Annotated in this window: 16 protein-coding genes, 2 tRNA genes and 2 pseudogenes; 7 read left to right on the forward strand and 13 right to left on the reverse strand. The window is 67.1% G+C overall.

Annotation, left to right across the window (positions count from 1 at the left end; genetic code table 11):
* Positions 1-7: 7 nt before the first annotated feature.
* Positions 8-1447, reverse strand: a complete 1440-nt coding sequence (gene leuC / locus ACIUM1_RS06745; protein WP_406816454.1) for a 3-isopropylmalate dehydratase large subunit — start codon at positions 1445-1447, stop codon at positions 8-10.
* A gap of 85 nt (positions 1448-1532) precedes the next feature.
* On the opposite strand from leuC, the gene ACIUM1_RS06750 reads away from it, so the two are divergent.
* Both ACIUM1_RS06750 and ACIUM1_RS06755 read left to right on the forward strand, forming a co-directional pair.
* Positions 1533-2234, forward strand: a complete 702-nt coding sequence (locus ACIUM1_RS06750) for an IclR family transcriptional regulator (protein ID WP_406816455.1) — start codon at positions 1533-1535, stop codon at positions 2232-2234.
* A gap of 116 nt (positions 2235-2350) precedes the next feature.
* Positions 2351-2863 (forward strand): pyridoxamine 5'-phosphate oxidase family protein, encoded by a 513-nt coding sequence (locus tag ACIUM1_RS06755; RefSeq protein ID WP_406816456.1) that lies wholly within the window; start codon positions 2351-2353, stop codon positions 2861-2863.
* 12 nt (positions 2864-2875) lie between these two features.
* Here the strand turns inward: ACIUM1_RS06755 and ACIUM1_RS06760 are convergent.
* The 4 genes from ACIUM1_RS06760 to ACIUM1_RS06775 all read right to left on the reverse strand — a co-directional run bounded on the left by ACIUM1_RS06760 (position 2876) and on the right by ACIUM1_RS06775 (position 5560).
* A tRNA-Glu gene (locus ACIUM1_RS06760) sits at positions 2876-2948 on the reverse strand.
* A gap of 84 nt (positions 2949-3032) precedes the next feature.
* Positions 3033-3104 (reverse strand) — tRNA-Gln (locus ACIUM1_RS06765).
* Positions 3105-3278: 174 nt separating this feature from the next.
* Positions 3279-4757, reverse strand: a complete 1479-nt coding sequence (gltX, locus tag ACIUM1_RS06770; protein WP_406816457.1) for a glutamate--tRNA ligase — start codon at positions 4755-4757, stop codon at positions 3279-3281.
* On the reverse strand, positions 4754-5560 hold the full coding sequence (locus tag ACIUM1_RS06775; protein ID WP_406816458.1) for a fumarylacetoacetate hydrolase family protein: 807 nt from the start codon (positions 5558-5560) through the stop codon (positions 4754-4756). Before ACIUM1_RS06775 ends, gltX begins: the two co-directional genes overlap by 4 nt.
* 426 nt (positions 5561-5986) lie before the next feature.
* On the opposite strand from ACIUM1_RS06775, the pseudogene ACIUM1_RS06780 reads away from it, so the two are divergent.
* A pseudogene (locus ACIUM1_RS06780) lies at positions 5987-6952 on the forward strand (MFS transporter); the annotation flags it as partial.
* 181 nt (positions 6953-7133) lie between these two features.
* On the opposite strand, the gene ACIUM1_RS06785 reads toward ACIUM1_RS06780, so the two are convergent.
* The 3 genes and pseudogenes from ACIUM1_RS06785 to serA form a co-directional block, all read right to left on the reverse strand.
* Positions 7134-8144: a 3-isopropylmalate dehydrogenase gene (locus ACIUM1_RS06785; RefSeq protein WP_406816459.1), complete on the reverse strand. Its 1011-nt coding sequence runs from the start codon at positions 8142-8144 to the stop codon at positions 7134-7136.
* Positions 8141-8215, reverse strand: a pseudogene (locus tag ACIUM1_RS06790) (16S rRNA (guanine(966)-N(2))-methyltransferase RsmD); the annotation flags it as partial. The pseudogene ACIUM1_RS06790 and the gene ACIUM1_RS06785, both read right to left, overlap by 4 nt.
* 2 nt (positions 8216-8217) lie before the next feature.
* On the reverse strand, positions 8218-9804 hold the full coding sequence (gene serA / locus ACIUM1_RS06795; protein WP_406816460.1) for a phosphoglycerate dehydrogenase: 1587 nt from the start codon (positions 9802-9804) through the stop codon (positions 8218-8220).
* Positions 9805-9833: 29 nt separating this feature from the next.
* Between serA and ACIUM1_RS06800 the strand changes: the two genes are divergently transcribed.
* Together ACIUM1_RS06800 and wrbA are read left to right on the forward strand one after the other, a co-directional pair.
* The gene (locus ACIUM1_RS06800) at positions 9834-11276 is read left to right on the forward strand and encodes a phytoene desaturase family protein (protein ID WP_406816461.1); all 1443 of its coding nucleotides are present in this window, start codon (positions 9834-9836) and stop codon (positions 11274-11276) included.
* Positions 11273-11884 (forward strand): NAD(P)H:quinone oxidoreductase, encoded by a 612-nt coding sequence (wrbA, locus tag ACIUM1_RS06805; protein WP_406816462.1) that lies wholly within the window; start codon positions 11273-11275, stop codon positions 11882-11884. The genes ACIUM1_RS06800 and wrbA overlap by 4 nt, the downstream gene beginning before the upstream one ends.
* 69 nt (positions 11885-11953) lie before the next feature.
* On the opposite strand, the gene ilvC is transcribed toward wrbA, so the two are convergent.
* From ilvC to ACIUM1_RS06820, 3 genes are all read right to left on the reverse strand, one after another.
* Positions 11954-12955 (reverse strand): ketol-acid reductoisomerase, encoded by a 1002-nt coding sequence (gene ilvC, locus ACIUM1_RS06810; protein ID WP_406817564.1) that lies wholly within the window; start codon positions 12953-12955, stop codon positions 11954-11956.
* 62 nt (positions 12956-13017) lie between these two features.
* A complete protein-coding gene (gene ilvN, locus ACIUM1_RS06815; protein ID WP_406816463.1) occupies positions 13018-13518 on the reverse strand; it encodes an acetolactate synthase small subunit in 501 nt (166 codons plus the stop codon).
* On the reverse strand, positions 13518-15386 hold the full coding sequence (locus ACIUM1_RS06820) for an acetolactate synthase large subunit (RefSeq protein WP_406816464.1): 1869 nt from the start codon (positions 15384-15386) through the stop codon (positions 13518-13520). Before ACIUM1_RS06820 ends, ilvN begins: the two co-directional genes overlap by 1 nt.
* A gap of 381 nt (positions 15387-15767) precedes the next feature.
* Here ACIUM1_RS06820 and ACIUM1_RS06825 point away from each other — a divergent pair, with 381 nt between their 5' ends.
* Positions 15768-16106, forward strand: coding sequence for a PH domain-containing protein (locus ACIUM1_RS06825; RefSeq protein WP_406817565.1), 339 nt, complete (start codon positions 15768-15770; stop codon positions 16104-16106).
* Positions 16107-16115: 9 nt separating this feature from the next.
* Here ACIUM1_RS06825 and ACIUM1_RS06830 read toward each other — a convergent pair whose 3' ends face one another.
* Positions 16116-16976, reverse strand: coding sequence for a DoxX family protein (locus ACIUM1_RS06830; protein WP_406816465.1), 861 nt, complete (start codon positions 16974-16976; stop codon positions 16116-16118).
* A gap of 265 nt (positions 16977-17241) precedes the next feature.
* On the opposite strand from ACIUM1_RS06830, the gene ACIUM1_RS06835 reads away from it, so the two are divergent.
* Positions 17242-18372 (forward strand): PQQ-dependent sugar dehydrogenase, encoded by a 1131-nt coding sequence (locus ACIUM1_RS06835; RefSeq protein WP_406816466.1) that lies wholly within the window; start codon positions 17242-17244, stop codon positions 18370-18372.
* A gap of 37 nt (positions 18373-18409) precedes the next feature.
* Here the strand turns inward: ACIUM1_RS06835 and gatB are convergent, their stop codons facing one another.
* Positions 18410-19924 carry an Asp-tRNA(Asn)/Glu-tRNA(Gln) amidotransferase subunit GatB gene (gene gatB, locus ACIUM1_RS06840; protein WP_406816467.1) on the reverse strand — a complete coding sequence of 505 codons (1515 nt, stop codon included), beginning with the start codon at positions 19922-19924 and terminating at the stop codon, positions 18410-18412.
* Between the last annotated feature and the right edge of the window lie 51 nt (positions 19925-19975).

Here is a 19975-nt window from a genome sequence, read left to right on the forward strand (position 1 = left end):
GAATACGTCAGCTCAAATCGGCCGGAGCAGACAATGTGCCGCGCACTGCTGTCGCGGCGGCTACGGCCGGCGACACCAAATGTGTGCGGCCGCCTTTGCCCTGGCGCCCTTCGAAGTTGCGGTTGGACGTCGCGGCGCACCGCTCCCCCGGCGCGAGCTGGTCGGGATTCATCCCCAGGCACATTGAGCAGCCAGCTTGGCGCCATTCGGCGCCCGCGGCGGTGAAAATCTCGCCCAGCCCTTCAGCTTCGGCCTGCGCGCGCACCCGCATCGAGCCCGGCACCACAAGCATCCGAACCCCGGGCGCGACCTTGCGGCCGCGCAACACGTCGGCGACGACTCGCAGATCTTCGATACGACCGTTGGTACAAGAGCCCACGAACACCGTGTCCACGGCGACGTCACGCATCGGCGTGCCGGGTTGAAGGTCCATATACGCCAACGCTTTCTCAGCCGCCTGGCGCTGCGCGTCGTCGGTCATCAGCTCGGGGTCCGGCACCGCGTCGGCCAGCGGCACTCCCTGGCCGGGGTTGGTGCCCCATGTCACGAACGGGCTCAGCGACGCGGCGTCGAGGTAGACCTCGGTGTCGAATTCGGCGCCGGGGTCGGTGTGCAGCTGCTGCCAGTAACTCATCGCCGCATCCCATTGCGCCCCCTGCGGGGCGTGCGGGCGGTCACGCAGGAACTCGAACGTCTTTTCATCCGGAGCCACCATTCCCGCCCGGGCGCCGGCTTCGATGCTCATGTTGCAGACCGTCATCCGGCCTTCCATCGACAGCGATTCGATGGCGCTGCCGCGATATTCGATGACGTGCCCCTGTCCACCCCCGGTACCGATCTTGGCGATCAGCGCCAAAATGATGTCCTTGGCCGTCACGCCGGCGGGCAGTTGCCCATCGACGTTGACCGCCATCGTCTTGAACGGCCGCAGCGGCAACGTCTGAGTGGCCAGCACGTGTTCGACCTCCGAGGTGCCAATTCCCATGGCCAGCGCGCCGAATGCGCCGTGCGTCGAGGTGTGACTGTCCCCACAGACCACCGTCATCCCGGGCTGAGTGAGACCCAACTGCGGCCCGACCACATGCACGATGCCCTGCTCGACGTTGCCCATCGGATATAGCCGCACACCGAATTCGGCGCAATTGCGCCGCAGTGTCTCGACCTGGGTCCGCGACACCGGGTCGGCAATCGGCTTGTCGATGTCGGTGGTCGGGACGTTGTGATCCTCAGTGGCCAGCGTCAGATCCGGGCGGCGCACCGGCCGGCCGGCCAGGCGCAGACCGTCGAAAGCCTGCGGGCTGGTGACCTCATGCACCAGGTGCAAGTCGATGTAGATCAGGTCGGGCTCGCTGGCACCACCGGATGCCACAACGTGGTCGTCCCAAACTTTTTCGGCCAGAGTGCGCGGTTTGGGGGCGGCTACCGCCGCCCCTTGGTCGATTCCCATCTCGAACTCGCCTCAATTCGCCTCGTCAGCGGCTCGCCGGTCATTCGGGCTGTAATCTCATAATGCGAGACGCTAGTATCTCCTTGTGAGACAGCATAGCGGTATCGGCGTCCTGGACAAAGCCGTGGGTATCCTCCACACGATCTCCCAATCACCCTGTGGGTTAGCCGAACTGTGTGAGCGAACTTCATTACCCCGCGCCACCGCGTACCGGCTGGCCGCCGCCCTGGAAGTTCATCGCCTGCTGGCACGCGACGATGAAGGACGCTGGCTGCTCGGCCCTGCCGTCGCCGAACTCGCTGCCCATGTCAACGATCCGCTGCTGGCCGCGAGCAGCGCGGTGCTTCCGCTGTTGCGCGAAACCACGGGCGAAAGCGTGCAGCTGTACCGCCGCGAGGGCACCGATCGGGTCTGTGTGGCCGCTCTGGAACCCGCTGCGGGGCTTCGCGATACGGTTCCGATCGGAGCGCGATTGCCGATGACGGCCGGGTCGGGTGCCAAAGTGCTACTGGCCCATAGCGACGCGGCCACCCAGAAAGCGGTGCTTGCGACGGCGAAATTCACCGAACGAACACTCGCCGAAGTGCGGCGGCGGGGCTGGGCCCAAAGCGTCGCCGAACGGGAGCCGGGCGTGGCGAGTGTGTCGGCGCCGGTGCGCGATGGCCGCGGCGCTGTCATCGCGGCCATTTCGGTGTCGGGGCCCATCGACCGGATCGGCCGGCGACCGGGTGCCCGATGGGCCGCCGACCTCCTGTCGGCCGCCGAAGCACTCACCCGCCGCCTCTGAGCCGTTCCGGCGGCGAATGTGCAGCCGGTGTGGCGTAATCGGGATGTGTCGCCGCCGGTGCACGCGCAACGCCACCAGCGCGCAGTCACCGGAGGGCGCCTGACAGACTGACCGGCATGGGAACCAATCAGCGCGCGAGCATCGTCATGTCCGAAGACGAGATCGCCGATTTCGTCGTGAAAAGCCGCACCGGCACGCTGGCCACCATCGGCGCCGACGGCCAGCCTCACTTGACCGCCATGTGGTACGCCGTCGTCGACGGCGAGATCTGGCTGGAGACCAAGGCCAAGTCGCAGAAGGCCGTCAACCTCAAGCGCGATCCGCGGGTGAGCTTTCTGATCGAGGACGGCCACACCTACGACACACTGCGCGGGGTGTCGATCGAGGGCGTCGCCGAGCTCGTCGACGATCCCGACGTTTCTCACCGCGTCGGCGTCAGCGTCTGGGAGCGCTACACCGGCCCCTACACCGACGACATGAAGCCGTTCGTCGAGCAGATGATGAACAAGCGGGTCTGCGTTCGCATCGTGGCCCGTCGGGCCCGTTCGTGGGATCACCGCAAACTCGGCCTGCCGGCCATGCCGGTGGGTGGATCGACAGCACCGGCGGTCCTGGGGACCGACCAGTAGCTGCGAGATTTGTAGCCCCGATGGGATTCGAACCCACGCTACCGCCGTGAGAGGGCGGCGTCCTAGGCCGCTAGACGACGGGGCCAGAAACGATCCGAGCAGTCAGCATAGCTCACCCCGCTAGGCCCGCCTAATCGCTTGAGACTGGGAAAGTTGGCGAGAGTTTTTGCTGGGGTACCAGGACTCGAACCTAGAATGGCTGAACCAGAATCAGCTGTGTTGCCAATTACACCATACCCCATTGGCTGCCTAAAACCGCTGGTCAGCGTCGATTGCGGGCTTTCCTCAGCTCTTTGGAAGCTCTTTGGAAGCTCTTTGGAGTCCGCCGTCGCCAGCCGTTGTCGGCCTTTCCTAAACCGCAGTGCAGACTACCAAAGTCTCGGCGCAGACTCCGCACGCGTGGTCGCGGTCCCTCTCAGGCAGGATCCCGCCCCGCCATCTCGCGCGCCGCACGCAGCCGCTGCATGCTGCGGTCGCGACCCAGCAGCTCGAGGGACTCGAACAACGGCGGGCTGATCGTCGTCCCGGTGGCCCCCACCCTGATCGGACCAAACGCCTTGCGCGGTTTGAGGCCGAGGGTGTCGATGAGCGCGGTTTTGAGCGCGGCTTCAAGCTGCGGTGCCGTCCACTCAGACACGGCTTCCAGCGCGGGCAGCGCCGCGTCCAGAACCGCGGCGCCGTCCGGTCCCAGCTCTTTGGCGGCGGCCTTGGGGTCGATCGCGTACTCGTCGTCGTTGAGAAACTTCAGCAGCGCCCACGCGTCACCGAGCACCACGATCCGGGTCTGCACCAATTCGGCGGCGGTGGCGAAACCGGCGTCGTCCAGTTCGAGGCGGTGACCGTGGGCGTTGAGATAATCGCGCAGCCTGGCGGTGAAGTCGTCGACCGCCAGCATCCGGATGTGCTCGGCGTTGAGCGCATCGGCCTTCTTCTGGTCGAAGCGGGCGGGATTGGAGTTGACGTTGACCACATCGAACGCGGCCACCATCTCGTCGAGGGTGAAGACGTCGTGGTCATCGGCGATGGCCCAGCCCAGCAGCGCAAGATAGTTGAGCAGCCCCTCGGGGATGAAGCCGCGGTCGCGGTGCACGAACAGGTTGGATTGCGGGTCGCGCTTGGACAGTTTCTTGGTGCCCTCCCCCAATACCGTTGGAAGGTGCGCGAATTCCGGAGTGCGCTCGGCGACGCCGATCCGGATCAGCGACTGATACAGCGCAAGCTGGCGCGGGGTTGACGGCAGCAGGTCCTCACCGCGCAGCACATGGGTGATCTTCATCAGCGCGTCGTCACACGGGTTGACCAAGGTGTACAACGGATCTCCGTTGGCGCGGGTCAACGCGAAATCGGGCACGGATCCGGCCGCGAAGCTGGTGGTGCCACGAACCAGGTCGTCCCACACGAGATCTTCGTCGGGCATCCGCAGCCGCACCACCGGTTTGCGGCCCTCGGCCAGGAATGCGGCGCGCTGGGAATCGGTCAGCTGCCGGTCGAAATTGTCGTAACCGAGCTTGGGATTACGGCCCGCGGCAACATGGCGCGCCTCGACCTCCTCCGGTGTCGAGAAGGCGTAATAGGCCTCGCCCGCTTCGAGCAGCCTTGCCACAACGTCGTGATAAATCTCACTCCGCTGTGATTGCCGGTAGGGGCCATAGGGTCCGCCCACCTCCGGCCCCTCGTCCCAATCCAGCCCGAGCCAGCGCAGCGCGTCCAACAGCGCCAGATAACTTTCCTCACTGTCGCGCTGCGCGTCGGTGTCCTCGATGCGAAACACGAAGGTGCCGCCGGTGTGTCGAGCGTAGGCCCAGTTGAACAGCGCCGTGCGGACCATTCCGACATGCGGGATGCCGGTGGGCGAGGGACAGAATCGGACCCGGACGTGTGCTGGTGCGGTCACGATTTTCCTTTACGGACTACCGGATTCGTGAGGGTGCCGATGCCCTCGATGGTGATGGAGACGGTGTCGCCGTCCTCGATCGGGCCGACGCCCGCCGGCGTTCCGGTAAGGATGATGTCACCGGGCAACAAGGTCATCACGGCCGAAATCCACTCGACGATCGACCCGATGTCGTGGATCAGCAGCGAGGTACGGCTGTGCTGCTTGACGTCGCCGTTGACCTCGGTGCGCAATTCCAGGTCACCCGGGTCCAGCGGTTTGAGGTCGGTGACGATCCACGGCCCGACGGGGCAGAAAGTGTCATGCCCCTTGGCCCTGGTCCACTGGCCATCGGCTTTTTGTTGATCGCGGGCCGACACGTCGTTGCCGATGGTGTAGCCCAGGATGTTCTCCGCGGCCTGTGCGGCCGAGACGTCCTTGCAGGGTCGGCCGATGACCACCGCCAGCTCGCCCTCAAAGTGCACCGGTGATGCGTTGGCCGGCAACCGAATCGGCACGTTCGGCCCGATGATCGCGGTGTTGGGCTTGAGGAAGATCACCGGATCCACCGGGGCGGGCCCGGTCATATCCTTCATCTCGGCGATGTGGTCGGCGTAGTTCTTCCCGACACACACCACCTTGCTGGCCAGGATCGGGGCGAGCAGCCGGACGTCGGCCAGCGGCCATGATCGGCCGGTGAAGTTCGGCGTGCCGAACGGGTGTTCGGCGATCTCGCGCGCGATCATCTCGGCTGGATTGTCGAGTTCACCCTCGATACTGACGAAGGCGACACCGTCCGGGCTGGCGATTCGACCAAGGCGCATTTGGTTGAGCCTAGTGACGGTCGCCAGCGCGGCGTAGCCGGGCGTGGCGGGCCGTCACCATCCGAGCCCGTGACGGTCGCCAGCGCGGCGTAGCCGGGCGTGGCGGGCCGTCACCATCCGAGCCCGTGACGGTCGCCAGCGCGGCGTAGCCGGGCGTGGCGGGCCGTCACCATCCGAGCCCGTGACGGTCGCCAGCGCGGCGTAGCCGGGCGTGGCGGGCCGTCACCATCCGAGCCCGTGACGGTCGCCAGCGCGGCGTAGCCGGGCGTGGCGGGCCGTCACGATTCGGCCAGACATCGCCGCGCAATGAGCAGGGGCGACCACACAAGTCCTACCCCTAAATTTCGTGCCGGTATGCAAGCATGGGGAATGCAGTCCGAGCCGGCCGCAATGCCCGAAATCGGAGCCGGCACGCGCTGGTCGATCATGATCGTTTCGCTGCTGACAACGGCAAGTTCGTTCCTCTTCATCAACGGCGTCGCGTTTCTCATCCCGTCGCTGCAAGCCCGGCGCGGGATCCAGCTCGACGAAGCCGGTCTGCTGGCCTCCATGCCCAGCTGGGGCATGGTCGTCACGCTGGTGCTCTGGGGATACCTGCTCGATCGGGTCGGCGAGCGGGTGGTGATGACCACGGGCTCGGCGCTCACCGCGATAGCGGCCTACGCCGCCGCGTCGGCGCATTCGCTGGTGCTGATCGCCGTCTATCTGTTTCTCGGCGGCATGGCCGCCGCCAGTTGCAATACGGCCGGCGGGCGGCTGGTGTCCGCGTGGTTTCCGCCACACCAGCGCGGGCTGGCCATGGGCATCCGCCAAACCGCGCAGCCGCTGGGAATCGCGTTGGGCGCGATGGTAATTCCCGAGCTTGCCGAACACGGGCCGCAGGCCGGGCTCAGGTTCACGGCGCTGGCGTGCGCGCTCGGCGCGATAGCGAGCGTGATCGGAATCATCGACCCGCCGCGGAAACCGCGTGAGAGTGCAAGTGAGCAGGAACTCGCCAGTCCGTACCGAGGGTCGTTGACACTATGGCGAATTCACGCGGTGGCGGGTCTGATGATGATGCCGCAGACGGTGACGGTGACGTTCATGCTGGTGTGGCTGATCAGGAACTTGCACTGGTCGGTAGCGGCCGCCGGTGGGTTGGTCACTCTTTCGCAGCTGCTCGGCGCGCTCGGACGGGTAGCCGTGGGCCGCTGGTCGGATCGACTCGGGTCGCGCATGCGGCCCGTGCGCTACATCGCGGCCGCGGCCGCACTCATCCTGCTGATGCTGGCCTGGGCCGACTACATGAATACCTGGTTGCAGGCGCCACTCATGGTCACCATCGCCGTGATCGCTGTACTCGACAACGGGCTCGAGGCCACTGCCATCACCGAATTCGCGGGACCGTACTGGAGTGGACGCGCTCTGGGCATTCAGAACACCACCCAACGAATGATGGCGGCCGCCGGTCCTCCCCTATTCGGTGCGCTAATTTCGGCCGCGAAGTATCCACCGGCGTGGCTGTTATGTGCATTGTTCCCGCTGGCGGCGGTGCCACTGGTGCCGACGCGATTGCTACCGCCCGGCCTGGAAACTAGAGCCCGGACGCGATCCTTTCGCCGACTTCGGCGGTGGATATCCTTCCGGTCGGGCGACTGGCCAGATGGGACGCCACGGCCCGGTCCACTCGCGCGGCGGCAGCGTCTTCGCCGACGTGGGCGAGCAGCAGCGCCACCGACATGATGGCGGCGGTCGGATCGGCGATGCCCTGACCGGCGATGTCGGGAGCGCTGCCGTGGACGGGCTCGAACATCGAGGGATTGGTCCGGGTGCCGTCGATATTTCCACTGGCCGCCAAGCCAATTCCGCCGCACACCGCCGCTGACAGGTCGGTGATGATGTCACCGAACAAATTGTCGGTGACGATGACGTCGAAGCGGCCGGGGTCGGTGACCATGAAGATGGTCGCGGCGTCGACGTGTTGATATGCCACCTCGACATCGGGATAGTCTCGGCCGACCTCGGCCACGATGCGCGACCACAGCCTGCCCGCGAACGTCAGCACGTTGGTTTTGTGCACCAGTGTCAAGTGCTTTCGGCGTCGCTGGGCCCGCTCGAACGCGTCGACCACCACGCGGCGTATCCCGAAAGCCGTGTTCTGGCTTACCTCGGTGGCGACCTCGTTCGGCGTGCCCACCCGGATGGCGCCGCCGGTGCCGGTGTAGGGACCCTCGGTTCCCTCGCGCACCACCACGAAGTCGATCTCGGGGTTACCGGCCAGCGGACTGTTCACTCCGGGATACAGCCGCCCGGGCCGCAGGTTGATGTGGTGGTCCAGCTCGAAACGCAGACGCAGCAACAGGCCTCGCTCCAGCACGCCACTGGGCACCGACGGATCACCGATGGCGCCGAGCAGGATGGCGTCGTGCGCGCGCAGCTCATCGACCACCGAGTCCGGCAGTAGCTCACCGGTGGCGTGGTAGCGCCGCGCGCCCAGGTCGTAGCTGGTCTTGTCCACCCCGGGCAGCACCGTGTCCAGGACTTTGATGGCCTCGGAAACGACTTCGGGCCCGATACCGTCGCCCTCGATCACCGCCAGCTTCATCCGCGCCGCTCCTCCTCATCGCTTCGTCCCCCGCAAGCGGGCGGTACCCCCACTGCATCGTCGCCGGCGCGGGTCACGACAGATCAACCACCTCAAGCTTGTTGGCGCCGACGGCCGCGCCGATCTCGGCTCGTACGTCGCCGGGCACGTCGCGGTCCAGCCGCAGCAGGATGGTCGCACCCGGCCCCTCGGCATCCTCGGACAGCTGCGCGGCCTGGATGTTCACCCCGGCCGATCCCAGCAGCGTGCCGATCTTGCCGAGCGCGCCGGGTTGGTCGGCATAGTTGATCACCAAGTTGGTGCCGCGGGCGCGCAGATCGAAGTTGCGGCCGTTGATTTGCACGATCTTCTCCACCAGCTGCGGACCGGACAGGGTGCCGGCGACGTTGACGGCGGTGCCGTCGTGCGCAACCGCGCGGACGTCGACCACGCTGCGGTGGTTCGGGCTTTCGGTTGCGGTGCTGATCTCGGCGGTGATGCCGCGTTCTTCGGCCAGCGCGGGGGCGTTGACGAAGGTTACCGGTCCCTCGACGACGGCTGAGAACAAGCCACGCAACGCCGAAAGCTTAAGCACCTCAATGTCTTCGGAGGCAAGCTCACCCCGCACCTGCACCGACAACGACACCGGCGGGGCGTCGGACAGCGTGGCGGCCAGCACCCCGAGCTTGCGCACCAGGTCCAGCCAGGGCGCCACCTCCTCGTTGACCACCCCGCCGCCGACGTTGACCGCGTCGGGAACGAATTCCCCGGCCAGAGCGAGTTTCACGCTAGCGGCGACGTCGGTGCCGGCCCGGTCCTGTGCCTCTTCGGTCGATGCACCCAGGTGCGGCGTGACCACCACCTGCGGCAGCTCGAACAGTGGGCTGTCGGTGCACGGCTCTTTGGAAAAGACGTCCAACCCGGCCGCGCGCACGTGACCACTGCGCACGGCGTCGGCCAGCGCGGCCTCGTCCACCAGACCGCCGCGGGCCGCGTTGACGATGATGACGCCCGGCTTCGTCTTCGCCAGTGCGTCCTTGTCGATCAGGCCCGCGGTTTCGGGCGTCTTCGGCAGGTGCACCGAGATGAAGTCGGCGCGGCTCAGCAGTTCGTCCAGGCTCAGCAGTTCGATGCCCAGCTGCGCGGCCCGGGCCGGCGACACGTAGGGGTCGTAGGCGATCAGGTGGGTGCCGAAGGCGCTGAGCCGCTGGGCGACCAGTTGCCCGATCCGGCCGAGGCCCACAACGCCGACCGTCTTGCCGAAGATCTCGGTGCCGGAGAAGGACGACCGCTTCCAGGTGTGCTCGCGCAGCGAGGCGTCGGCGGCCGGAATCTGCCGGGCCGCGGACAACAGCAGCGCCAGCGCGTGCTCGGCGGCGCTGTGGATGTTCGACGTCGGCGCGTTTACCACCAGCACACCGCGCTCGGTGGCGGCGTCGACGTCGACGTTGTCCAGGCCTACCCCGGCGCGGGCGACGATCTTCAGCTTGGGCGCCGCTGCGAGCACCTCGGCGTCGACGGTGGTGGCCGAACGCACCAGCAGCGCATCGGCCTCCGGCACGGCCGCCAGCAGCTTCTCCCGATCGGGACCGTCTACCCAGCGCACCTCGACCTGGTCGCCGAGGGCGGCGACAGTGGATTGGGCGAGCTTGTCGGCAATGAGTACAACAGGCAGATTCACCCGGCCAGCCTATCGGCTGTAATTGACGCGTGGACGTCACCATCGTCGGCAGCGGACCCAATGGGCTGACGGCCGCCGTGATCTGCGCTCGGGCCGGCCTGAAAGTGCAGGTCGTGGAAGCTCAGCCGACGTTTGGCGGGGGTGCGCGCACCGCACCCGACCCAGATTCTGCCGGAGTCTTGCACGACATCTGCTCCGCCGTGCACCCGTTGGCGCTGGCATCCCCGTTCTTCAAAGAATTCGACCTGCCCGCGCGCGGCGTGCAACTGGCGGTGCCGGAGATTTCCTATGCCAACCCGCTGCCCGGTCGCCCGGCCGCCATCGCCTACCGCGACCTGGACCGGACCTGCGCCGAACTCGAACGCGGCGCGTCCTTCAGACGGCTGCTCGGTCCGTTGGTCGAGCGTTCCGACGACGTGGTGGACCTGCTGCTGGGTGACAAGCGGTCGGTGCCGAACTCGCTGACCTCAGCGCTGCGGCTGGGGCTGGGGATGCTGGCCCAAGGCACCCCGGCGTGGGGGACGCTGGCCGGCGAGGATGCCCGCGCGCTGTTCACCGGCGTTGCCGCGCATATCATTTCGCGGATGCCGTCGCTGACCGCGGCCGGCGCCGGGATGATGCTGGCCACCCTCGCGCACTCGGTTGGCTGGCCGATCCCGGTGGGCGGCAGCCAGGCGATCACCGACGCACTGATCGCCGATCTACGCGCCCACGGTGGCGAGCTGACGGCGGCCACGGAGGTCACCGAACCCCCGGGCGGGGTCGTCGCCTTCGACACCGCCCCGACCGCGCTGCTGCGGATCTACGGTGAAGCCCTGCCCGCTCGCTACGCTAAAGCATTGCGGCGCTACACGTTTGGCCCCGGGGTGGCCAAGGTCGACTTCGTGCTCAACGACGAGATCCCGTGGTCGGATTCCCGGCTGCGGCAGGCTCCCACCCTGCATCTCGGCGGCACCCGGGCGCAGATGGCTCGCGCCGAGGCCGACATCGCCGCGGGCCGTCACGCGCAGTGGCCCATGGTGCTGGCCGCGTCGCCGCATGTCGCCGACCCCGGCCGCATCGACGCCGCCGGTCGCCGGCCGTTCTGGACCTATGCCCACGTGCCGGCGGGGTCCACCGTCGACGCAACCGAAGCGGTCACCGCGGTGGTCCAGCGGTTCGCCCCGGGTTTCCGCGACGTCGTGGTGGCGGCGCGCGCGGTGCCGGCCGCCCGGCTGTGCGACCACAACGCCAACTATGTCGGCGGCGACATCGGCATCGGCGGCAACTCGGCCTGGCGGGCGATCACGGGCCCGACACCGCGGTTGAACCCTTGGCGCACACCTATTCCCAAGGTGTATCTGTGTTCTGCGGCCACACCGCCCGGCGGCGGTGTGCACGGCATGGCAGGCTACTACGCGGCGCGCACCTTGTTGCGCCGGGAATTCGGAATCGACGCGATGCCGGATTTGCGGCCTACGATGACGCCGTGACGAAACTCGCGATCATCTACTACTCCTCCACCGGCCATGGCACCACGATGGCGCAGCGCGTTGCCGCCGCGGCCGAGGCGGCGGGGGCCGAAGTGCGCCTGAGGCACGTCGCCGAAACACAGGATCCGGCAGCGTTCGCCCACAACCCGGCGTGGACGGCGAACTATGAGGCCACCAAAGACCTTCCGGCAGCCAGCGGCGACGACATCGTCTGGGCCGATGCGGTGATCTTCGGTTCGCCGACCCGGTTCGGCTCTCCGGCAGCGCAATTGCGCGCGTTCCTCGATTCGCTGGGCGGGTTGTGGGCCCAGGGCAAGCTCGCGGACAAGGTGTACGCGGGTTTCACGTCGTCCAACACCGTGCACGGCGGTCAGGAAACCACCCTGCTTTCGCTGTACATCACGCTGATGCATTTCGGCGGCATCATCGTGCCCCCGGGATACACCGACCCGTGCAAGTTCGTCGACGGCAACCCCTATGGGGCGAGCCTGGTCACCACCCACGACAACATTCACGAATTCGACGAGCCGACCGGCAAGGCCCTAGAACATCTGGCCCGCCGGGTGGTGGCCGTCGCCGACGGGCTGGGTTCTGCGCCGCGACACTGAAACCACGCACCCGACACGCCGCAACGGGGGTGCGTAGTTTCAGTGTCGACGAAACTCGGCGCGAAAACCCTAGGCGGTCTCGGTGATCGGCCGGTCCACCCAGCTCATCAGGTCGCGCAGCTTCTTGCCGGTGACCTCGATGGGGTGCTCGGCGTTCTCCTTGCGCAACTGCTCGAGTTGCTTGTTGCCGCCCTCGACGTTGGCGACCAGCTTCTTGGTGAAGTCGCCGTTCTGGATGTCGCGCAGGATCTCTCGCATCCGCTCCTTGGTGCCGGCGTCGATGACGCGCGGACCCGAAAGGTAGCCGCCGAATTCCGCGGTGTCGGAGACCGAGTAGTTCATCCGCGCGATGCCGCCCTCGTACATCAGGTCGACGATCAGCTTGAGCTCGTGCAGCACCTCGAAGTAGGCCATCTCGGGCGGGTAGCCCGCCTCGACCATCACATCGAAACCGGTCTTCACCAATTCCTCTGTGCCACCGCACAACACGGCCTGCTCACCGAACAGGTCGGTCTCGGTCTCGTCCTTGAAGGTGGTCTTGATGACGCCGGCGCGGGTGCCGCCGATCGCCTTGGCGTAGGACAGGGCCAGCGCCTCGCCGTCACCGGTCGGGTCCTGATCGACGGCGATCAGGGCGGGCACGCCCTTGCCGTCGACGAACTGGCGACGCACCAAGTGCCCCGGGCCCTTCGGTGCCACCATGGCGACGGTGACGTTGGCCGGCGGCTTGATCAGGTCGAAGTGAATGTTGAGCCCGTGTCCGAAGAACAACGCGTCGCCATCCTTGAGGTTGGGCTCGATGTCGTTCTTGAAGATGTCGGCCTGCGCGGTGTCGGGTGCCAGCAGCATGATGACGTCGGCCCACTTGGCGACCTCGGCCGGGGTGTCGACCTCGAGGCCCTGCTCTTCGACCTTGGCCCGCGACTTCGAGCCCTCCTTGAGGCCCACCTTCACCTGCACGCCGGAGTCGCGCAGACTCAGCGAATGCGCGTGCCCCTGGCTGCCGTATCCGATGACCCCGACCTTGCGACCCTGGATGATCGTCAGGTCCGCATCGTCGTCATAGAACATCGGCAATGTCTCCCCAGACGGGTTAGCCACTTCACTATCTCCTTCTTGTTTGCGCTGAAAACTTACTTGGCCGTGGCGATTCCGCGCGAACCCCGAGCCAACGACACCACGCCGGATTGGACGATTTCGCGGATACCGAAGGGTTCCAGAACCCTCAGCAGCGCCTCGATCTTGCCGCGGTCGCCGGTCGCCTCGATCGTCAACGCCTCCGGCGACACGTCAATCACCTTGGCGCGGAACAGGTTCACCGCCTCGATCACCTGACTGCGGATACCCGCGTCGGCGCGCACCTTGATCAACGCCAATTCCCGCGACACCGAGCTGTCCTCGTCGAGCTCGACGATCTTGATGACATTGATCAGTTTGTTGAGCTGCTTGGTGATCTGCTCGAGCGGCGTCTCCTCAGCGGAGACCACGATGGTCATCCGCGACATGTCCTTCTGCTCGGTGGCACCGACGGCCAGCGATTCGATGTTGAACCCGCGCCGCGAGAACAGCGCCGCCACCCGGGCGAGCACGCCCGGTTTGTCCTCGACCAACACCGACAGGGTGTGCGTGTGCATCAGGCGTGCCCTTCGCTCTCGTCATCGAACAGCGGGCGGATTCCGCGCGCCGCCTGAATCTCGTCATTGCTGGTGCCGGCGGCCACCATCGGCCACACCTGCGCGTCGGCGCCGACGATGAAGTCGATCACCACCGGTCGGTCGTTGATCGCACGCGCCGCATTGATCACGTCTTCGACGTCTTCTTCACGCTCGCAACGCAATCCGACGCAGCCCAACGCTTCCGCGAGCTTCACGAAGTCGGGGATGCGGTGCGAGTGCGTGGCCAGATCGGTCTGCGAGTAGCGCTCTTGGTAGAACAAGGTCTGCCACTGGCGCACCATGCCCAAGTTGCCGTTGTTGATCAGCGCCACCTTGATCGGCACGCCTTCGATCGCGCAGGTCGCCAGCTCCTGGTTGGTCATCTGGAAGCAGCCATCGCCGTCGATCGCCCACACCTCGGCGTCCGGACGAGCCATCTTGGCGCCCATGGCCGCCGGGATGGCGAACCCCATGGTGCCCAGCCCGCCGGAGTTCAGCCAGGTGCGCGGCTTCTCATACGAGATGAATTGGGCCGCCCACATCTGGTGCTGGCCGACGCCGGCGACGTACAGGGCGTCCGGACCGGCGATCTGACCCAGCTTCTCGATGACGTATTCCGGGCCGAGGCTGCCATCGCTTTGCGGGTCGTAGCTGAGCGGGTAGGTGGAGTTGACTTCGTTCAGGTAGCCCCACCACTCGGTCATGTCCAGCTTGCCGGGGATCTCGTCGTCGCGTAGCAACTCGAGCAGCTCGATGATGACGGCCTTGACGTCGCCGACGATCGGCACGTCCGCGTGGCGGTTCTTGCCGATCTCGGCCGGGTCGATGTCGGCGTGAATGACCTTGGCTTCGGGGGCGAAGGTGTCCAGCTTCCCGGTCACCCGGTCATCGAAGCGGGTTCCCAGGGCGATCAGCAGGTCGCTGCGTTGCAGCGCCGCCACGGCGGCGACGGTGCCGTGCATGCCGGGCATGCCCATGTGCTGCGGGTGGCTGTCCGGGAACGCGCCGCGCGCCATCAGCGTGGTGACCACCGGGATGCCGGTCAGCTCGGCCAGCTCGTACAGCTGCTCGGTCGCATCACCGCGGATGACACCGCCGCCCACGTAGAGCACCGGCTTGCGGGCGGCCGCGATCAGCTTGGCGGCCTCCCGGATCTGCCGACTGTGCGGCTTGGTGGTCGGCTTGTATCCGGGCAGATCCATCCGCGGGGGCCAGCTGAATGTGCACTGGCCCTGCAACACGTCTTTGGGGATGTCGACGAGCACCGCGCCGGGGCGGCCCGAGGCGGCGATGTGGAACGCCTCGGCGAGCACCTGCGGGATCTCGTTACCCGAGCGGACCAGAAAGTTGTGCTTGGTGATCGGCATCGTGATGCCCGAGATGTCGGCTTCCTGGAAGGCATCGGTGCCGATCAGCGAGCGTCCGACCTGGCCAGTGATGGCGACGACGGGTATCGAATCCATCTGGGCGTCGGCCAGCGGGGTCACCAGGTTGGTGGCGCCGGGGCCCGACGTCGCCATGCAGACGCCGACCTTGCCGGTGGCGTGCGCGTAACCGCTGGCGGCGTGGCCGGCGCCCTGCTCGTGGCGCACCAGCACGTGGCGCAGCTTCTTCGAGTCGAACAGCGGGTCATAGACCGGCAGCACCGCGCCACCCGGGATCCCGAAGATCACCTCTACGCCAAGTTCTTCCAGCGAGCGGATCACCGACTGTGCGCCGGTAAGTTGCTCGGGCCCAATACGTTTCGGCTTGCCGGCCGCAGACTTGGCGGCGGGCTTGGCAGCGTCTGTGGCGATGTCGGCAGCGTCCGGTGTCGCGGAGGGGTGCTGCCTGATGGGAGCGCTCACTGTCGTTCGGTCCTTATTCTTTTCGGGAATCTCGCTGGGGGCAACAAAAAACCCCCGACAGCTCATCTGCTGCACGAGGGTTGCGCGCTGGTGCTGGATTGCTTCAAATGCTCAAAGGCAAGTCAGACACCAACGCGCCGACTAAGTACTACGAGCATCCCGGGCTTTCCGGCGGTATCCATAGCGTCCGACGGTAGCCTTCGCACAGCTCAGCAGTCAAATCCGTGACCGTCGACGCCCCGGTCGCCGGTCGGCTGGGCGCGGCGGCGGGCGAGCGCTCGCGGCATCCTTCCGGCTGCGGGGTGAAATGATGGTGGGGTGGCCACCGGTTCGTCTCCGCAAACACCCTCCACAGCGCCCGTCGTGATCAAGGTGTCGCCGATGGCGCATCTGGCCGTCGGGTTCTTGACGTTGGGATTGCTGATACCGGTGATGCTGTGGCCGCCGGCGCTTGTGCTGCTGATCCTGCCGGTGCTGCTGTCGGCGATGATCGGCCGGCTACGCACCGTCGCCGACGAGCAGGGTGTGACCGTTCGGACGCTGCTGGGCAGCCGCCGGGTGCGCTGGGACGAGATCGACGGGCTGCGTTTTCACCGCGGCTCATGGGGACGCGCACACCTCAAGAGCGGCGCCGATCTGCGGTTACCGGCGGTCACGTTCTCTACGCTGCCGGAGCTGACCGAGGCCAGCGCGGGGCGGGTGCCCAACCCTTATCAGTGAAGCGGCCGGTCAGCCGATCGGGTTCACGCCGTTGAGGGCCACCCACACCCCGACACCGGCCGCGATGCCGGCCAGCAGAGCGACGAACGACCCGATGAAGGGCCGGTGCGCCCAACCGCGGCGCGCGTCCAGGCCGTAGCGGCCGGGTCCGCACAGCACGACCGCGACGGCCATGACGATCAGGGTTATCTGGTATTCGTGCCCCTCGGGCAAGAAGAACGAGAAGGTGCGGGTGTGCGGGCGTGCCGAGACGTTGGCCAGCAGGCCGTTGATCAGGAAGGCCAGCGCACCGGCCGCGGCCAGCGGGGTGAACAGCCCCAGTATCAGCAGCACTCCGGCGACGGCCTCCCCGCCCGCGCTCACGTAGGCCAGGATGTCCGCGTGCTGGTAGCCGACGTCGGACAGTGAGTTCTTGAACCCGGTCACGCCCGAGCCACCCCACCAGCCGAACAACTTCTGCAACCCGTGGGCGCCGAGCACCACACCCAGCCCCACCCGCAGCAGCAGCAAACCCAGATGCTGGGTGCCGCGCCGGCCGACGTCGTGCAACCGGCCGCGGTGGTCATCGTCGTCGTCATCGATGTCGGCGGACTCGGCGGCCACGTGCCGGGCCGCAGAATGCGGCTGGACGTACGGCAGCGGCTCCTGCTGTTCCAGCAGGTTGTAGCCGCCGGCTCCGGAACCGGCGACCGCGGCGCCGTAGGGAATGACGGTGGTGGTCCCGGTCGACGGGTTGAAATCGCCGGGGTAGCCGACTGGCGTCAGATCATCTTCGGGATCGACCAGCCGCGCCGTGGCGGGGCGTCCCGGGGTCGGCTCCGGAGCTTCGCCGGGCCGTTGCCAATGTGCGTCATTCGGTTGACTGGTCACGGGTGTCAGGGTAAGGGCATTCGGCCCTGAATTGGGGATTTGAGCGGCGCTTTCGCCTGGCAATCGGCGGTTTGCCCGCCAAACCCGCCCGGATCGGCTCCAAATCGGCCTGCGAGCCCGTGCCGGGGCCCCGCGACGAGAGATTCGCCGGTCCGGCGGAAGCGGCGCCGCGTCCCGGTGCGAAGCGGCCGTGATCGGGTTTTCGGCGTCGGATAACGGGGACGGGTGTGGCGGCGGCGCTGGCAATGTCCGTAGCCTGACGGTCATGCGACTAGGGCGATCGGGGCGGGTGGTTCGGCGGGGGTTCGCCGCGCTGTGCGTCCTCGTGCTGGTGACGAGCGGCTGCGCACGCTTCAACGACGCCCAATCGCAACCGTTTACCACCGCCCCCGAGCTGAAGCCGCAGCCCAGCTCGACGCCTCCCCCACCGCCGCCGCTGCCGCCCACGCCGTTTCCCAAGGTGTGTCCCGCCCCTGGGGTGATGCAGGGCTGTCTGGAGAGCACCAGCGGCCTGATCATGGGCCCGGACAGCAAAACCGCCCTCGTCGCCGAGCGCACCACCGGCGCGGTCAAAGAGATCTCCGTCAGCGCCGAACCGAAGGTGAAGACGGTGATCCCGGTGGACCCGTCCGGGGACGGCGGCTTGATGGACATCGTCATGTCCCCCACCTACACGCAGGACCGCCTGATGTACGCCTACATCAGCACGCCGACCGATAACCGGGTGATCCGCGTGGCCGACGGCGACATCCCCAAAGACATCCTGACCGGGATCCCCAAGGGCGCCACCGGAAACACCGGAGCGTTGATCTTCACCAGCCCCACCACGCTGGTCGTGATGACCGGCGACGCGGGCAACCCGGCGCTGGCCGCCGATCCCAAATCGCTGGCCGGCAAGGTGCTGCGGATCGAGCAACCAACCACGGTGGGTCAGGCGCCGCCGACGACGGCGCTGACCGGGGTGGGTTCCGGCGGCGGCCTGTGCACCGATCCGGTCGACGGCTCGCTGTATGTCGCCGACCGCACTCCGACGGCGGATCGGTTGCAGCGCATCACCAAAACGTCGGACGTGTCCACGGTGTGGACCTGGCCGGACAAGCCCGGCGTGGCCGGATGCGCGGCGATGGACGGCACCGTGCTGGTCAACCTGATCAACACCAAGCTGACCGTCGCGGTCCGGCTGGCGCCGGCCACCGGCGCCGTCACCGGTGAACCCGACGTCGTCCGCAAGGACACCCACGCGCATGCCTGGGCGCTCCGCATGTCGCCGGATGGAAACGTCTGGGGCGCAACCGTTAACAAGACGGCCGGGGATGCCGAGAAGCTGGACGACGTGGTGTTCCCGCTCTTCCCGCAGGGCGGCGGGTTCCCGCGCAACAGCGACGACAAGAGCTGACGGCCCTCGCGTCCCGGCGGCGGACGGTGGGGCGTGGCTAGCCCTGACCGCAGGCGGCCAGGACCAGTTCGCGCACCCGGGCGGCGTCGGCCTGGCCACGGGTTGCTTTCATCACCGCGCCGACGATCGCGCCGGCAGCGGCCACCTTGCCCCCGCGAATCTTCTCCGCCACATCCGGGTTGGCCGCCAGCGCCTCGTCGACGGCGGCCTGGGTCACCGAGTCGTCGCGCACCAGCGCCAGCCCGCGGGCGGTCATCACCTCTTCGGGCTCGCCTTCCCCGGCCAGCACACCCTCGACGACCTGACGCGCCAGCTTGGTGGACAGCTTGCCCTCGTCGATCAACGCCACCACCGCGGCGACCTGGGCGGGTGTGATGGCCAGCTCGTCCAGGGCCACGTTGGCCTCGTTGGCTTTCTGCATCAGGAAGTTGCCCCACCAGGCGCGGGCCTGTTCGCTGGACGCGCCGTGCGCGACGGTCGCGGTGACCAGTTCGATCGCCCCGGCGTTCACCAGGTCACGCATCACCTCGTCGGAGATCCCCCACTCGTCCTGAATGCGCTTGCGGCTCAACCACGGCAGCTCGGGAATGCTCTGGCGCAGCTGCTCGACCAGTTCGCGGCTGGGCGCGACGGGTTCGAGGTCCGGCTCGGGGAAATACCGGTAGTCCTCGGCCGTTTCTTTGGTGCGGCCCGGGCTCGTGTAACCGCCGGTCTCGTGAAAGTGCCGGGTCTCCTGAATGATTCGGCCACCGGAGGCCAGAACGGCGGCTTGGCGCTGCATTTCGTAGCGCACCGCGACCTCTACGCTTTTCAGCGAGTTGACGTTCTTGGTCTCGGTCCGGGTACCGAACTCGGTCGCACCGATGGGCTTGAGCGACACGTTGGCGTCACAACGCATCGAGCCCTGGTCCATCCGGACGTCGGATACTCCCAAGGCGCGCAACAAGTCTCGTAATGCCGTCACGTAGGCGCGGGCGATCTGCGGCGCCCGGGCTCCGGCGCCCTCGATGGGCTTGGTGACGATTTCGATCAACGGCACGCCGGCGCGGTTGTAGTCGATCAACGATGTCGTGGCGCCGTGGATGCGGCCCGTTTCACTGCCGATGTGGGTGAGCTTGCCGGTGTCTTCCTCCATGTGCGCGCGCTCGATCTCGACCCGCCAGGTGGTGCCGTCATCCAGCGGCGCCTCCAGGTAGCCGTTGATGGCGATGGGCTCGTCGTACTGCGAAATCTGGTAGTTCTTCGGCTGGTCCGGGTAGAAGTAGTTCTTCCGGGCGAAGCGGCACCAGGGCACGATCTCGCAGTTCAGCGCCAGCCCGATGCGAATGGCCGACTCGACCGCGGTCTGGTTGAGCACGGGCAGCGAGCCGGGTAGGCCCAGGCACACCGGGCACACCTGGGTGTTGGGTTCGGCGCCGAATGCGGTGGTGCAGCCGCAGAACATCTTGGTGACGGTGGACAATTCCACGTGCACCTCGAGGCCGAGAACCGGATCGAAACGCGCGATGACGTCGTCGTAGTCCATCAGATCGGCGCTGGCGGCAACACTCATGCGCTCGATCCTAGTGGTGATCGCGAGCGCGGCGGAGCCGGGCGAAGCGGG

It is taken from the genome of Mycobacterium sp. M23085, assembly GCF_045343915.1.
GTDB lineage: Bacteria > Actinomycetota > Actinomycetes > Mycobacteriales > Mycobacteriaceae > Mycobacterium.